A 14,979-nucleotide genomic window follows, 5' to 3' on the forward strand; every position below is an offset into this window, starting at 1 on the left:
CGTGCGGTATCGACGCAAACCCGACCGGTCTTGGACGCCGCACCCGCAACCGCAGCAGGATCGACGGTGTGAGTGAACAGACGATCGCGCTGGTGACCGGCGCGAACAAGGGAATCGGATACGAGATCGCCGCCGGCCTGGGCGCGTTCGGCTGGCGAATCGGTGTGGGCGCGCGAGATCGGCAACGCCGCGACACCGCGGTGGAGAAGCTACGCGCGGCCGGGACCGATGCGTTCGGTGTGCCGCTCGACGTGACCGACGACGCGAGTGTGGCCGCGGCGGCCGAATTGATCGCCGACCAGGCCGGCGGGCTCGACGTCCTGGTCAACAACGCCGCGATCACCGGCGACCTGCCGCAGACACCGACCACCGTCGATCCCGCCACCGTGCGAATCGTCGTGGAAACCAACGTGATCGGGGTCATTCGGGTCACCAACGCGATGCTGCCGATGCTGCGCGCCTCGGCCTCACCGCGAATCGTCAACATGTCCAGCAGCGTCGGCTCGCTCGCCCTGCAAACCACACCCGGCATCGACATGGGCCCGGTTCCCGCCGCCTACTTGGCGTCGAAGACCTTCCTCAACGCCCTCACGATCCAATACGTCAAGGAACTCAGCGACACCAAAATCCTGATCAACTCCGGCTGCCCCGGCTTCACCGCCACCGACCTCAACGGCTTTCGCGGCGTCCGCACACCGCAACAGGGCGCGGCGATCGCGATTCACCTCGCGACCCTGCCCGACGACGGACCGACCGGCGGATTCTTCGACGACGCCGGAACAGTGCCCTGGTGACAAGAACACCGGCGCCCACCGTTCCCGTTCTCGACGTCAGCTGCGCGCCGCGCGCCGAGGGAGAAGCAAGACCATGACAAAGGCAGTCAGATACGACGAGTTCGGCGGAATCGAGGTCTTGCGGGTCGACGACGTCGACCGGCCCGTACCCGAGGACGGGCAGGTCCTCGTGCAGGTAAGGGCGGCTGGCATCAATCCCGGTGAGGCGGCCATCCGCACCGGCGCGATGGCCGAGATCTTTCCCTCGACATTTCCCTCCGGGCAGGGCAGCGACCTCGCTGGGGTTGTCGCCGAGGTCGGCGCCGGAGTCGACCGATTCTCGGTCGGCGACGAGGTGATCGGGTTCTCCGAGAAGCGGGCCGCCCAGGCCGAGCTGGTCCTGGTCGACGTCGACAACCTCACACCCAAACCGCGCAACGTCTCATGGGAGGTGGCGGGCGGCCTCTACGTCGCCGGCGTGACCGCCTGGCGGGCAGTGCATTCCGTACAGCTCGAGCAGGGTGAGGCCGTTGTGGTATCCGCGGCGGCCGGCGGAGTCGGCTCGCTCGCCGTACAGCTCGCTCGCCGTGCCGGAGCCACCGTCATCGGCCTGGCGAGCGAGCGCAACCACGAATGGCTGCAAAGCCACGGCGTGATACCGGTCGCCTACGGAGCCGGCGCCGCCGAACGGATCGAGACCGCCGCACCGGCCGGCGTCGACGCCTTCATCGACACCTACGGCGGCGGCTACGTCGAGCTGGCCCTGGCTCTCGGCGTCTCGGTCGAACGGATCGACACCATCGCCGATTTCGCGGCAGCCGCGAAGTACGGAGTCAAAACCGAACCCGGAACCGACGCCAGGCCGGGCGCCGAGGTGCTCGCCGAATTGGCCGCCCTGATCGCCGACGGACACCTCGAAGTCCCGATCGCGAACGTCTACCCGTTGGCGCAGGTCCGCCAGGCCTACACCGAACTCGAACGCCGCCACACCCATGGCAAAATCGTGCTCGAGCCCTGACCTGCACCAACACAATGCGCCCCGACCCAGAGGCACTGCTCAACCGTAGGGTGAGTCAGGTCGGCCCAAGCCCGCCCCGCGCACAGCGCCGACATCAACTTATTCGGCGCGATCGAGGTCGATATCGAAGGTGAACTCGCCCAGCTCGGACCGACCGGCTACCGGCCGCTACACGTACGAGACACCCTCTTCTGATCCCATCGCAGAACTCCGTGCGACTCTCATCGGCCTCCTGCCGATGCGCGATCGGGTTCTGAGTCGCTATCAGTCGGAGATTCTCCGAACGTGATTGAGCAGGTCGCTCGGATCACTACTCCCAAGGGTAGCGGCCCGCTTCGTATGCAGCTGCCTCGTCCTTGTCGTGCAGGAAGCGCGGGTGCGTGTCATGCCGGAGCGAGGTGTCGCTGATCGGGTATGGGTGCCACTGGTTGCGGAGGAGCTTGAGCAGGAATTCGGCCATACCGCACGGGTATACGGTCCACTCTGGATTCAAGCGTGTGTAGACCGCGACCGGCCATTGGTCCGGGTCCGGGTCTGTGGTGATCCAGCACAAAGTGTCGGCCGCGGCTGTTCCGCCCCAGATGAGCAGGTCCTCCAACCGATACCGGCCTTGGTCGGCGAGGGCCCACCGGTTCACTCCTTCGTCGGTGAGCGCGCTCTCCGAGAGCCTCGAGACATTGGATATCTGTGACTCGGCCGAAGAGACAGCGGGGGTGAGAACACCGACCACATCTTCGATCCCGCCGCTGCCGAAGGCCGCGATGAAGGCTCGGTAATCGGCCGGGAAGGAGGTTCCGTAGACGTGCTCCGCTGCACCCCAGTCGATGGAGTCCCCGCACGTGGGCCCGATACAAGACAGCATTCTGGTGAGATTCGCCAGAATGGCGGGCTGGTCCTCGCTCATGCTCCCGTCCACATCGGGTCGGGGCTGGCCTTGCTCATATTGTGGCATTGTTCCGTCTCGTTTGTCGAACTGTGTCCGCTTGGTTCTCGGCGAATGCTATGGCACCGGTACGACATATCCGTCGACACGAAAACAATGGAACTGCGCCTGTGCCAGAAGGCTTTCCAGTTTCATAGGCACGCCGGTGGGGGCTGACCCGCCACTACGCCATATCCGTTAATTTTTCGGCGATTACTACCGGAACCCCGACCGGTGGCGAGCTGAACTCAGCACGCCACCCGTCCTGACCAGGTGCCCGCGGCTGCTTGGACTGGCCTGCTCACTCCTTGCACGCCGCCGAGTTCGGCACGCCCTTCGGCAACTCCGCGTTTATCGGCACGTCTGCTCCGGCAGGCGAGGTCAGGTCGTCACGGGTTCGGTGACGCGGCGGACCGGGCGGATGCGGATGCCGAACTCCGGGCGCAGGTTCACCGAAGCCAGCGGCACCACCGGGTGGGTGTCGTCGAGTTCGAGGCGGAAACGCTGCACCGTCATGGCCAGGATCAGCACCATCTCCGTCATCGACATGTCCTTGCCCAGGCAGATGCGCGGGCCGCCGGAGAACGGGAAGAACGCGAACTTGTGCCGTTCGGCCACGGCGGCGTCGGCGAAACGCTCCGGACGGAACTGCTCCGGGTCGTCCCACAGACGTTTGTCGCGGTGGACGTAGTACATGCACAATGTGACCCGCGCGCCCGCGGGCACGTGGTAGCCACCGATCTCGTCATCGGCGATCGGCGTGCGTTCGACGATCCAGGCGGGCGGATACAGCCGCATCGTCTCCTCGATCACCATGCGGCAGTAGCTGAGCTGTCCGAGATCGGCGAAGGTGGGCGTGCGGTCGCCGATCACGGAGCGCACCTCCTCGGCCAGTCGCTCTTGGATCTCGGGATGGGTGGCCAGCAGGTAGCACGCCCACGACAGCGCGTTGGCCGGTGACTCGTGACCGGCCACCAGCAAGGTCTTGATCTCGTTGAGCAAGTCCTCCTCCCGCATGCCCTGCCCGCCCTCGTCGCGAGCGCGCACCAGCGCGGTGAGCACGTCGCTGGTGTCGCCGCCGCGGCGGCGTTCGTCGATGAGATGGCGCACCACGTCGTCGAGTTCGCCGACCTTGCGCGCGACCCGGCGTGCCTCCGGCGTCGGGAACGACTGCGGTAGCTTCACCGGCGCGTTCACCCGCTTCATGATGAGCGCGAACGCCGCGCGCATCGCGTCGGTCACCTGTGTGGTGTCGGTGGACAGGTCGATGCCGAACAGGATCCGGCCGGTCACCGCGAGCAGCAGCTTGACGTAGTCGTCGTAGATGTCGCGGAATTCTCCGGCCGCGGCGTCCCAGCTGTCGAGCATCGCCGCGGCGCTGTCGGTGATGTCGTCGGCGAAACCCTTGACGTGCGAGTGGGAGAACGCCGGGGAGATGAGTTTGCGCTGTCTACGCCAGTACTCCAGGTTGTTGGTGGTCAGCTGCCCGTCGCCGAGCAGGATGCTGAACTCGTCGTAGATCGGGCTCTTGCGATAGTTGGTGTAATTGTCCTTGAGGACGTACTCGGTCATCGCCGGATCCGCGACGAGGTAGACCAGCATCGGGCCCGCCTTGACCCGCACGACGTCGCCGTAGCCGTCCAGCAACGCGCCCACCGTCGTCAGCGGGTTCTTCGCCAGTTTCGGTAGCATGCGTCCGGTTTCCACCAGACCGGGCCCGGGTGCTTTCATGGTCCGACCTTTCACTTCAAGAGCTTGGCGTGCTTGCGCAGCTGGTTCACGTAGTCCTGTTTCTCCACCACCAGTGGGTACTGGTCGGCGTGATAGAGCCGCAGCCCGGCGTACAGGTCGGGCTGGCGGCCCTGGGTGGCGCGGTCGAAACGCTCCACCCGCACCGGGTCGTTCGCCTTGGCGCGCAGATATTCGGCGACCAACTCGGCCTGCTTCTCGTAGACGTCCCAGTGCGAGCCGATCGGGCGCACCATCCCGATCACGAACAAGTCGCGGGTGTGCGGCGGAAAGATGTTGAGATACAAACCCGGTCGCAGGCTGCCGTCGGCCCAGTTCAACAGAGTTCGGTCGACGACGGGGTAGTTCGGCACGAACCCGGTGGCCAGCACCACCAGGTCGACCTTCTCCTCGGTGCCGTCGGCGAACGTCACCCGGTCGTCGTCGATCGATGTGACGTCGGGTTTGGGTGTGATGTCGCCGTGTGTGTAGTAGTGGTGCAACTGGTCGCCGAGCATCGGGATGACGATGCCCTCGGCGAAATCGGGCACCGGAAGCCCGAACGAGCGGGAGCGGCCGCGCAGATAGGAGAACAGCCGCTCGAAGGCCCGCTTGCGCAGCGGCCGCCACATCCGGCCCTGCAGCATGCTGTCGGTCGGGCGGCCCAGCATGTACTTCGGCATGCAGTAGAACCCGCGCCTACTGCTGTGCAGGGTCAGCGCGGCGTTGACCGCGCAATCGGACAGGATGTCGGCCGCCGACTGTCCGGCCCCGATCACCAGCACCCGCTTGCCGAGCACCTGTTCGGGATCGCGGTACTCGCTCGAATGCAGCACGGGCACCGTGCCCGAGCCGGGGATGTCGATGCGGCGCGGGGTGCGGTCGTGGCCGGTGGCGATGACGACTCCCGCGTAGCGTCGCTCGGATCCGTCGGCCAGCGTCACCGACCAGCCGTCATCGCCGGGCTCGACGTGCTGCACCGCGGTGTTGAACCGGATGCGCGGCCACAGCTCGAAAGCGTCGGCGTAGGCGTTGAGGTAGCGCAGCACGAGTTCGTGCCCGGGATAGTCGGGATAGTCCTCGGGCATCGGAAACCCCGAAAACGCCTGCACCCCTTTGGAAGCGATCACGTGCGTGTTGCGGCTGACCGGCGAGTCGGGGCGCCGGGCGTCCCAGATCCCGCCGATACCGTCGGCCGCTTCGAGTACCTCGAAATCCAAGCCGTGCGCGGCGAATTCGCGTGCGGTCGCCAGACCGGCCGCGCCGGCGCCGATCACGCAATAGGTGCTCATGCCGCGGAGACCCGTTCCGTTCGCGGGGAGTCCTCCTGCGGCGGCGCGGGTTCCGGCTCGGTGCCCGCGCTCGCCCGCCAGGCCACGAAGAAGCAGGCCACGTAGATGATCGTCTGCGCCACCAGCGTGAAGTAGACGTTCTCGTTGTAGACCGCGATGATCAGCCAGGCCACTGTCAGCAGGGCGACGGTGCGTTTGCCGCCGCGCATCAGCCCCGCGTACACCGCCAGCATCCACACCGCGCCCACCGCGATGTACACCCACGGCCCGAACGGCGCGCGGAACGACGCCAGCGTCAGCACCGCCAGCCAGATGGCCAGCTGCTCGGCGCGCACCCGCGGCCCTTCGGCCCCCGCCGACAGCCGCCGGTGGATGCGCACCGCGGTGACCGCCACCAGGATCAGCAGCAGCAAGGTGTAGACGTTGGTGATCAGGCGAGCGGGACCGACAGGATCGCCGATGTCCCAGCCCATGATGTTCGCCTTGTAGGGCAGCCCGAACGGCGAATAGTTGACCAGCTGATTGGCGCGTTCGACCAGCACGAACTGGTGGAACTCCCCGCTGGCCAGCCGCTTCCAGGTGCCGTCGGACAAGAACTGCCGCCACGGCTCCCAACCGAAGATCGCCAACGTCGCCAGCGAATACAGGCCGCCGAACACGGCCGTCCAGGCCGCGGGCCGCCAGCGCCGCTGGACCAGCAGATAGACCAGCAGAATCGCCGGGGACACCTTGGCGACGATCGCGAACGCCAGCGCCGCGCCGCCGAAGATGTTGCGCCGCAGATGGAAAAGCGCCATCGCGCCCGCACCGCCGACATACAGCACCAGCACGTGGACGTTGCCGATCTGCATGGTCGCCAGCGTCGGCAGGCTGATCCACACCACCGGGGTCAGCGCCGCCAGCACCCCGCCCTGCCTGCCGCCGATCCAGCGGGCGATGGCGAACATGGCCACCAGCACGATCGCCACGTACAGCGAGTAGTACAGCGCCCGCAGCGTGGCGAAGTCGTGGCTGAACAGCAGCAGCAATCGCGGCAGCAGCAGGAACGGCGGCGGGTAGAGGTAGGCGTCGCGATCCTGCGGTGTCACCGCGGGCAGGATCGAATCCGCCTGGGGCGACTCGTAGCGGTGACGGTCGTAGAGACCGGCCGGGTCGTGTTCGGCCATGAGCGCGCCGCTGATGTAGCCGGACAGGTGGGTCTTCTTGACCAGGAAGTCGTCGTCGGCCGACAGCGAGGCGTCCACGTTGTCGGCGTCGAGGATGAACTGCGTCAACCGGGCCAGGACCGCGACGACGAGCACGATCACCAGGCTCCACAGCACCCGCACCACGATCGGTTTGCTGCGCACCACCTCCCGCCACTCGTCGGGCACCCTCGGCACGAACAGCACGAACAGCACCGCCGCGCACACGATGCCGAGCACGGCGGTCACGGGGCCCGGTAGGCCGGTGAGCGCGAGCACGATCATCACGACGGGGACGAGAATGCCGACCACGAACACCGCGTACATCGCGGCGTAGTAGTCGAGCGAACCACGGAACCTGGTCCATGTCCTGGATATCATCTGCAACCTACGGCTTTCGGTTCCCGCGCCGCCCGGTTCGGGCCGCGCGGACGGTCTATCTGGTCGCTGCTCCGGCGTGCTCGGCCAGCAGCGGAACAACCTGGGACACCACGTCGCCCGGTGCGGGCGCGGCGCGCAGGTCGGCGCCGATCTGTTCGGCGGCGGCGCGGAAGCGCGGCTCGCGCAGCAGCGTGCGGATCGCGGTGGTGAGCGCCTCGACGTCGCCTTGCCCGGCAGCGGTCTCTGCGGTCAGCCCGGCCCCACTGCGGACCAGGCCTCTGGCGTAATCGAACTGGTCGAACATCTGTGGCAGCACCAACTGCGGCAGGCCGAACCAGCCTGCGGTGAGGCCGGTGGTCGAGCCGCCGTGGTGCACGAGCAGATCGCAGCCCGGCAGGAAGAGGTTCAGCGGAACCTCTTCCACGACACGGACATGGCCGGGCAGTTCGCCGACCGTGGCCCGGTCCGGTGCCGAGAGCGCGACGACGACCTCGGCGTCGTCGACGGCGGCCAGCGCGGCGAGCACGGACTCCAGCGGCCGGGGACCGGTCAGGCCGAGCGTGCTGCCGCCCATGCAGACCGCGATCCGTTTGCGGCCGTGCTCGTTGCGGTGCCACGGCGGCAGCACGCCGGTGCCGTTGAACGGGACGTAGCCCAGCCGGATGCTCGGCGCGGCGTCGGGCGCTTGCAGCCGCGGCGGGCAGATGTCGAGCACGGCGACCGGGTCGGCCAGCCGAGTGCCCGCCTCCTCGGCGAGTGCGGCGGTGCGGTCGGTGAAGGGACCGCCGGTGGGGTCGATGCCCCAGCGGTGCACCAGCACCGGCAGATCCAGTTGCGCGCCGAGCGCGCGGCCGATGGTGGCCAGCGGGTCGGTGAGGATCACCTCCGCGCCCCAGTCGGTGGCCACCGCGGCGAACGTCTCGAGGTACTGGCGGGCGTGGTTGTGCCAATTCTGCGCGGCGATCTGCCACAGGCCCTGTCCGCTGGACTGGTCGCGGTCGGCGAACAGCGGCAGCGGGAACATGCCCGGGTTCACCTGGGTACGCAACTGGTCCATCGGCACGTTCAGCGCGGTCACCTCGACGGCGTTGAGCCCCGAGCGCAGCGCGGTCGCCGTCACGTCGTCGCGCGAGGCGACCAGCACTTCGTGGCCTGCCTGGCGCAGCGCCCAGCAGAACGGCACCATCGCCAGCAGATGGCCCGACGAGGGCACCGGCACGACTAGAAACTTCATCCGATCACTCCTTCGGCTTCATCCACTCCATCGGATTGGTGTGCCGAGGCACCCATGATGGAGCCGATTGCTCGGCATTGCGGCGTTTTTCGATCACCACGATGTTGTGGTAGAAGTGCAGCGCCCCGATCCAGTCGTCGAAAGCGCCTGCCGCTCGGCCGGATTCCTTCTCGAATTCCTGGTGGTGCAGGGCGTCCACCAGGGTTTTCAGGTAACCGATGGTGGTGGCCGGATCGTCGGTCGCGGTGCTGCTTCCGCCCCAGCCCGACCAGTAGGAGGTCTGCGTGTCCTCCACCACGTACAGTCCGCCCGGCCGCAGGTGGGCGAACAGCGCACCGAACGAGGCGATCACGTCGCCGCTGATGTGGCTGCCGTCGTCGATGATGATGTCGAACGGGCCGAGCGAGTTGCCGAGCCCGTCGAGGAACGCCGGATCGCCCTGATCGCCGCGCAGGGGTTGCAGGCGCGGCTCGGCGATGCCGGATTTGTCGAAGTAGTCCAGCCCGAACACCAGGCCGCGGCGGAAGTACTGCTTCCACATCCGCAGCGACGCGCCGCCGACGTCGGGGGCGGTGTATCCGCCGATGCCCAGTTCGAGGATGCGGATCCGGCTGTCGCGCAGCGGCGCGAAATGCCGCTCGTAGTGCTGGGTGTACCAGTGCCCGCCCCACTTGTCCGAACCGAAGTGCAGCGACAGCGCGTCGAGGTCGTAGTGGTGGGGACGGCAGGCGGTGACGATGCGGTCGGCGGCGACGGCGGCGGCGTCGCGGGCCAATCGCCACGGGTCGTCCGGCGCGAAACTGCCCGGGCCCGGCTCGTCCTTGATCGTGATGGCGCGGGTGCCGAGGGCAGCGTCGGGCGGTCCGTAGACCGCGCGCAGCAACTCCACCAGATCCTGGCGCACCACCAGCCACGGGTCCTCCAGGGTGCCCGGCGCGATCGCGGGGTCGTCGGCGCCGAAGGTGACCAGGTAGTCCAGCTGTTTGCCCTCGTGGGTCAGCTCGAACACCGCGGTCACCGGTTGTCCAGGGCGCGCGCCGTAGCCCGCGCGCCAGGCGATCTCCTTCAGCACCGCGTCGGCGACGGTCTCGGTGCCGATCTCGCCGATCCGGGCGGCGGTCTCCTCGGGGACGCCGTCGGCGACGGAGATCAAGTGGGCGGCGAGAACGTTCTCGTCGTTCAGGGTCACGTCATCCATCCGTTCCGCCGGTGCGTACCGGCCTCGATTGCTCAGCAAGGCGCACGCCCTCGGCGACGAGCATGGCCCGCACCATGCCGTGGAAATCCACCGAAGGGCGCCACCCGGTCCGCGCGCGCAACTTCCTCGACTCACCCACGCGCGGTCGCCCGCCGCGGGTGAGCACCGAGGACCGTTCGCGGACATGGTCGTGCCAGTCCAGTCCGGCCATGCCGAACGCCGCCGCGCAGAACTGCGCGACCGTGTGGTGTTCGCCGGTGGCGACGACGAACTCCTCCGGCTCGTCGAGCGCCAGGATCCGCGTCATCGCCTCGACGTAGTCCGGCGCGTATCCCCAGTCGGCGCCCGCGTCCAGCCTGCCCACCTCCACCGTGCCGGTCTCACCGCGCTGGATCCGGGCGACGGCGCGCACGATCTTGCGGGTGACGAATTTCTCTGCACGCAGCGGAGATTCGTGGTTGAACAGGATCCCGGCCGCCGCGAAGACGCCGCGGGCACGGTAGGCGCGGCAGGCCAGCAGGCCGGCCGCCTTGGTCACCCCGTAGATGGAGTCCGGCCGCAGCCCGCTGTTCTCGTCGCACACCGCGTCGCCGTCGGAGCCGAAGACGTGCGACGAGGCCGCGTAGAACAGGCGGGTGCCGGTGCGGTGGCGATCGATCGCCTCCGCGAAATGCTGCACCGGCAGCGTATTCACCCGATGCGAGGCGCGGGCCAGCTCGTGCGGGTCGCCGTGGTCGTCCTGCGAGGAATGTTGCACCGCCGCCAGCAGGTAGACCTGCCGGGGGCGTTCGGCGGCGACGAGTTCCTCGACCGCGGCGGCGTCGGTGATGTCGACCGGGCCGTCGCGGCCGATGCGCAGCACGCGCTCGCCGCGCCCGGCGAGCAGGTCCGACAGCAGCGTGCCGTCCTGCCCGGCCGCGCCCGTGACGACGATGGTCATCTCACACCACGTCCAGTTCCGGCAGCGGGAACACCAACCGCCCGCCCGCCGCGCGGAAAGCGCTCTCCCGCTCCAGCATCATGGTGCGGAAATGCCAGGGCAGCACGAAGAACTGGTCGGGCGCCATGGCACGCGCCTGCTCCTCGGACACGATCGGGATCGCGCTGCCGGGGGTGAACTTGCCGAACTTGTCGTCGTTGACCTCCGCGATGCACGCCAGATCCTCCGGCCCGATCCCGCAGTGCTGCAGCACCACATTGCCTTTCGTGGAGGCTCCGTACCCGAGCGTGCGCAGACCGGCCTTGCGGGAGCGGTCGAAGAACTCCCGGACCTGTTCGCGATGCTGGTCGACCCGTTTGGCGAATTCCGCGTACGGCTGCGAGGTGTGCAACCCGAGCGCGGACTCCTCGTGGCGCATCCGATCCAGCGCGGCGGCGTCGGCAGGCGAGGCGACCCCTTGCTTGCCGAGTGTGAGTGCGAAGCTGCCGCCGTTGACGGTATTGCGTTCCACCTCGAGCACCACGAACCCGCACCGCCGCGCCATCCACTCGATCTGGTCGAGGGTGTAGTACTCGAGGTGCTCGTGACAGATGGTGTCGTAGGAGGTGGTGGCCAGCATCGCGGGCAGATAGCTCTGTTCGAGCACCCAGATGCCGTCGTCGGCGAGGTTGTCGTACACCGCGCGCATGAACTCCAGCGGGCGCGGGACGTCGTAGAACATGGCGATCGAGGTGATCACCTTGGCCCGCCGCCCCTCGAGCACCGATTCGGCCAGCTCGTGGTCGAAGTAGCCGGTCACCAACCGCACGTGCGGCGGATAGAACCGGCGGAACTTCTCCCCCAGCGGGTCGATGCCCAGAATCGTCGCCGACCCTTCCGGATAGGCGCGCAGCAACGTCGCGTCGTTGCTGCCGATGTCGATCACCACGTCGTCCGGTGACAGCGGCACCCGCTGCCGGATCCTGTCCACCCGGTGGGCGAGGTGCTCGATCATCGATCGATTCAGCCCGGAGCGGTATCCGTAGCCGGGCGAATACATTTCGCCGAAGTCCGCGGTGTGGCGCAACTGCACCAGCCCGCACTCCTCGCTGCCTTCGGGCACGCAGCGCACCAACTCCAAGGGGTAGCGCGGCACCTCGGTGGGATCGGTGGCCGGGAACACTCCCGTCAACGCCATCGTGCCGAGGTCGACGACCGTTTCGAGCCGGGTGTTCCCGCACACCCGGCAGCCCTGCACCGCCACTGCTTGCGTCACGCGTTCTCCATATCGTGGGCGACCATCAACTCGACGAGTTCGGTGAAACTCGTCCGGGGCTGCCACCCGAGCTTCTCGCGCGCCTTGCTCGGGTCACCGGTGAGATGATGCACCTCTGCGGGGCGGAAATAGGTCGGATCGACCTCGACGAGCACTCGCGAGGTTCGCCGGTCGATCCCCTTCTCGGTCAATCCGGTTCCTTCCCAGATCAATTCGACACCGGTGGCGGCGAACGCGGTCTCGCACAGCTCGCGCACGCTGTGCGTCTCGCCGGTGGCGATCACGTAGTCGTCGGGTTCGGACTGTTGCAGCATGAGCCACATCGCCTCGACGTACTCCTTGGCGTATCCCCAGTCCCGGCGGGCGTCCAGGTTGCCGATGAACAACTTCTCCTGTTTGCCCTGCGCGATGCGCACCGCGCCCCTTGTCACCTTGCGGGTGACGAAAACCTCGCCGCGCCTAGGTGATTCGTGGTTGAACAAGGTGCCGTTGACCGTGTACATCCCGTAGGCCTCGCGGTGATTGACCGTGATCCAGTACGCGTACAGCTTCGCCACCGCGTACGGCGAGCGCGGATGGAACGGCGTGCGCTCACTGAGCGCCACGTCGTGCAGGCCGCCGTAGAGCTCCGAGGACGAAGCCTGGTAGAACCGGGTCGCGATGCCGGTCTTGCGGATGGCGTCCAGGATGCGCAGTGTGCCGATCGCGTTGGTCTCCGCGGTGAACTCCGGGATCTGGAACGAGATGTGCACGTGCGACTGCGCGCCCAGGTTGTAGATCTCCGCCGGTCGTACGTCCTCCAGGATCCGGTTGAGACTGCTGGAATCCATCAGATCCCCGTAGTGCAGGAACAGCCGGCGTTGGGAATGGGTATCGGAATACAGGTGGTCTATGCGGTCGGTATTGAAATTCGACGCACGCCTGACAATCCCGTGCACCTCATATCCTTGCTGCAACAGGAATTCTGTCAGATAAGACCCGTCCTGGCCGGTGATGCCGGTTATCAGTGCCTTTCTCATCAAACCTCCAGCCCCGAGACTAACCGGTCGTCAAATGGCGGGCAATACCTATCTTTCGGCCGCCGCCGGTATTAGAATTCGATTGCATGAGCGCGGCCTCCGAAAAAACTCTGGTAATGATTCCGACGTACAACGAGCGTCGCAACGTGGGCCCGTTGCTCGCTCAGATCTTGGAACAGGGCTCCGATTTCGACGTCCTGTTCGTCGACGACAATTCCCCGGACGGCACCGGAGATCTGCTCGATGAGCTGGCCCGACAGCACGCGCCCCGCATCCACGTGCTGCACAGGGCGGGACGGCAGGGCGTGGGCTCCGCACACCAGGCCGGTATCCGCTGGGCATACGCGCAGGGATATGCGCACATCATCACGATGGATTCCGATTTCGCGCATCCGCCGTCGTATCTTCCGGCATTGCGCGCCGCTTCCGACGGTTTCGACATCGTGGTCGGATCGCGCTATCTGAAAGAGGACAGCCTCGCCGACTGGACTCCCTTCCGCAAGGTCCTCACCCGGGTCGGGCATTTTCTCACCGTGACACTGCTGCGGATGCCCTACGATGCCACCGGCGCGTTCCGATACTACCGGTTGGACACGGTTCCGGTGGCGGCTTTCGATCGCGTTCGCTCGAACGGCTACTCCTTCTTCTTCGAAAGTCTCTACATCCTCGCCGCCAATGGTTTCCGGATCGAACAGGTGCCGATCCACGTCCTCAACCGCACCGCGGGCGCCTCCAAGATGCGCACCCGCGATGTCGCGACCAGCGTGCGTTTCCTGCTGGTGCTGTGCGCGGAGAAGTACCTGCGCCCCGGCAGGCATCGCGTCACCTCGCCCGCGCATCGCTGACCCTCCGCCCGGCCAGCCAGTCGATCACCGCCGCCGCCTCCGGCCAGTCCGGGCCGGTGGCGGTGGTCGGGAACTGGTCGTCGACAACATCTTTGGCGAACTGCGAGGACGAGCCCACCGCGTCGCGTACCTCCGCCAGCGTCACGGTGGTGCGTGCGCCGACCTCGCGCAGGCCGGTGTCCTCCAGGTGGGCGGCGATCCAGTCGGCGCACCAGTCCACCGGGGCGAAACTCTGCCGGGAGCGGCCGCTGGCGAACACCGGACGGTCGGCGGCCATGTCGGCCAGCACACCCTTGCGGTAGTCGCCGCCGTACATCGGTCCGAGCCGGACGACGAAAGTGTCGCGGCCGGAACACATTCGCTCGGCCTCCGCGCGATGGCGGCCGTAGACCGTGTCCAGCTGGGTCCGTGCGGAGATGCTGCTGATCTGCACGAACCGGTCCCAGCGCCACTGCTCGCGCAGCAGGCGCGTCTTGTCCACCGTCTCCCGGCGATCGTCGCCGGGATGCTGCTCGGCCCAGAACCGCTTCGACGGGCAGGCGGCGTTGATCAGTACGTCGTAACGACCTGCCGTGCAGTGGGATTCGTGGTCGTCGCGCACCACGGGCACGACCTCCCATCGCCGCGTCCTGCCGAGCGCCTCGACCAGTGCGGCGCCCACGTATCCCGCGGCGCCGAGCACCGCCACCCGCATCCCGCTCATGCGAGGTCCTGTCCGGCACGGGCGGCCGCGCTGGTCGGCCGCACCGGTATTCGGCCGCTCACGACTTGCCTTCCAAGGTGTGCGGCAGCGGCGCCACCTGCACGATCGGCGGATCGCACTCGTCCCACGGCTTGGTCAGCATCGCGACGAAGGTCAGCGGGGTGATCGAGTACACGGTGTGCATCACCCCGATCGGCGTGCGCGTGCAGATGCCCTTGCCCACATGGATGAACTCCTCCGGGCAGTCCGGATCCTCGTAGTCGTCCTTGGTCACCAGCACGCCGTTGCCCTCGACGAACAGCAGGTACTCGACGAAATGCGGGTGGTAGTGCAGGCCGCGCACCTTGCCGGGGTGCATGTAGATCAGGTTGAACTCGAGCAGGGGTTCCGGCGGGACCCAGGTGAAAATGCCACCGCGCCCGTCGCGGACGGTGTCGAGGTTGCACGACGGGGTGAGGACTTCGACCTTCATTACTGCATCCCTTCA

At 67.3% G+C, this 14,979-nt stretch carries 14 protein-coding genes; 3 read left to right on the forward strand and 11 right to left on the reverse strand.

Annotation, left to right across the window (positions count from 1 at the left end):
* The first annotated feature begins 68 nt into the window (after nucleotides 1-68).
* Nucleotides 69-794 carry an SDR family oxidoreductase gene (locus ABZ824_RS27010; protein WP_356966186.1) on the forward strand — a complete coding sequence of 242 codons (726 nt, stop codon included), beginning with the start codon at nucleotides 69-71 and terminating at the stop codon, nucleotides 792-794.
* Between the two features lie 73 nt (nucleotides 795-867).
* On the forward strand, nucleotides 868-1,791 hold the full coding sequence (locus ABZ824_RS27015) for an NADP-dependent oxidoreductase (protein ID WP_356966188.1): 924 nt from the start codon (nucleotides 868-870) through the stop codon (nucleotides 1,789-1,791).
* A 310-nt stretch (nucleotides 1,792-2,101) separates the two neighbouring features.
* Here the strand turns inward: ABZ824_RS27015 and ABZ824_RS27020 are convergent, their stop codons facing one another.
* From ABZ824_RS27020 to gmd, 9 genes are all read right to left on the reverse strand, one after another.
* Complete coding sequence (locus ABZ824_RS27020) at nucleotides 2,102-2,695, reverse strand: hypothetical protein (protein ID WP_356966190.1); 594 nt, start codon at nucleotides 2,693-2,695, stop codon at nucleotides 2,102-2,104.
* Nucleotides 2,696-3,094: 399 nt separating this feature from the next.
* Nucleotides 3,095-4,444 carry a cytochrome P450 gene (locus ABZ824_RS27025; RefSeq protein ID WP_356966192.1) on the reverse strand — a complete coding sequence of 450 codons (1,350 nt, stop codon included), beginning with the start codon at nucleotides 4,442-4,444 and terminating at the stop codon, nucleotides 3,095-3,097.
* Nucleotides 4,445-4,455: 11 nt separating this feature from the next.
* Nucleotides 4,456-5,733, reverse strand: coding sequence for an NAD(P)-binding domain-containing protein (locus tag ABZ824_RS27030; RefSeq protein WP_356966194.1), 1,278 nt, complete (start codon nucleotides 5,731-5,733; stop codon nucleotides 4,456-4,458).
* A complete protein-coding gene (locus tag ABZ824_RS27035; RefSeq protein WP_356966196.1) occupies nucleotides 5,730-7,298 on the reverse strand; it encodes a glycosyltransferase family 87 protein in 1,569 nt (522 codons plus the stop codon). The genes ABZ824_RS27030 and ABZ824_RS27035 overlap by 4 nt, the downstream gene beginning before the upstream one ends.
* 55 nt (nucleotides 7,299-7,353) lie before the next feature.
* Nucleotides 7,354-8,532, reverse strand: a complete 1,179-nt coding sequence (locus tag ABZ824_RS27040; protein ID WP_356966198.1) for a nucleotide disphospho-sugar-binding domain-containing protein — start codon at nucleotides 8,530-8,532, stop codon at nucleotides 7,354-7,356.
* Between the two features lie 4 nt (nucleotides 8,533-8,536).
* A complete protein-coding gene (locus tag ABZ824_RS27045; protein WP_356966200.1) occupies nucleotides 8,537-9,721 on the reverse strand; it encodes a class I SAM-dependent methyltransferase in 1,185 nt (394 codons plus the stop codon).
* Nucleotide 9,722: 1 nt separating this feature from the next.
* Complete coding sequence (locus ABZ824_RS27050; RefSeq protein ID WP_356966202.1) at nucleotides 9,723-10,670, reverse strand: GDP-mannose 4,6-dehydratase; 948 nt, start codon at nucleotides 10,668-10,670, stop codon at nucleotides 9,723-9,725.
* A gap of 1 nt (nucleotide 10,671) precedes the next feature.
* On the reverse strand, nucleotides 10,672-11,925 hold the full coding sequence (locus tag ABZ824_RS27055) for a class I SAM-dependent methyltransferase (protein WP_356966203.1): 1,254 nt from the start codon (nucleotides 11,923-11,925) through the stop codon (nucleotides 10,672-10,674).
* The gene (gmd, locus tag ABZ824_RS27060) at nucleotides 11,922-12,944 is read right to left on the reverse strand and encodes a GDP-mannose 4,6-dehydratase (RefSeq protein ID WP_355077957.1); all 1,023 of its coding nucleotides are present in this window, start codon (nucleotides 12,942-12,944) and stop codon (nucleotides 11,922-11,924) included. The genes ABZ824_RS27055 and gmd overlap by 4 nt, the downstream gene beginning before the upstream one ends.
* 86 nt (nucleotides 12,945-13,030) lie before the next feature.
* Here gmd and ABZ824_RS27065 point away from each other — a divergent pair, with 86 nt between their 5' ends.
* On the forward strand, nucleotides 13,031-13,789 hold the full coding sequence (locus ABZ824_RS27065; RefSeq protein WP_356966205.1) for a polyprenol monophosphomannose synthase: 759 nt from the start codon (nucleotides 13,031-13,033) through the stop codon (nucleotides 13,787-13,789).
* On the opposite strand, the gene ABZ824_RS27070 is transcribed toward ABZ824_RS27065, so the two are convergent.
* Together ABZ824_RS27070 and ABZ824_RS27075 are read right to left on the reverse strand one after the other, a co-directional pair.
* Nucleotides 13,767-14,492 carry a hypothetical protein gene (locus ABZ824_RS27070; RefSeq protein ID WP_356966207.1) on the reverse strand — a complete coding sequence of 242 codons (726 nt, stop codon included), beginning with the start codon at nucleotides 14,490-14,492 and terminating at the stop codon, nucleotides 13,767-13,769. The two genes, ABZ824_RS27065 and ABZ824_RS27070, sit on opposite strands and share 23 nt — an antisense overlap.
* 58 nt (nucleotides 14,493-14,550) lie before the next feature.
* Nucleotides 14,551-14,964, reverse strand: a complete 414-nt coding sequence (locus tag ABZ824_RS27075; protein ID WP_356966209.1) for a hypothetical protein — start codon at nucleotides 14,962-14,964, stop codon at nucleotides 14,551-14,553.
* Nucleotides 14,965-14,979 lie beyond the last annotated feature (15 nt).

This window comes from Nocardia sp. NPDC047038, assembly GCF_040644075.1.
In the GTDB taxonomy this organism is placed as follows: domain Bacteria; phylum Actinomycetota; class Actinomycetes; order Mycobacteriales; family Mycobacteriaceae; genus Nocardia; species Nocardia sichangensis.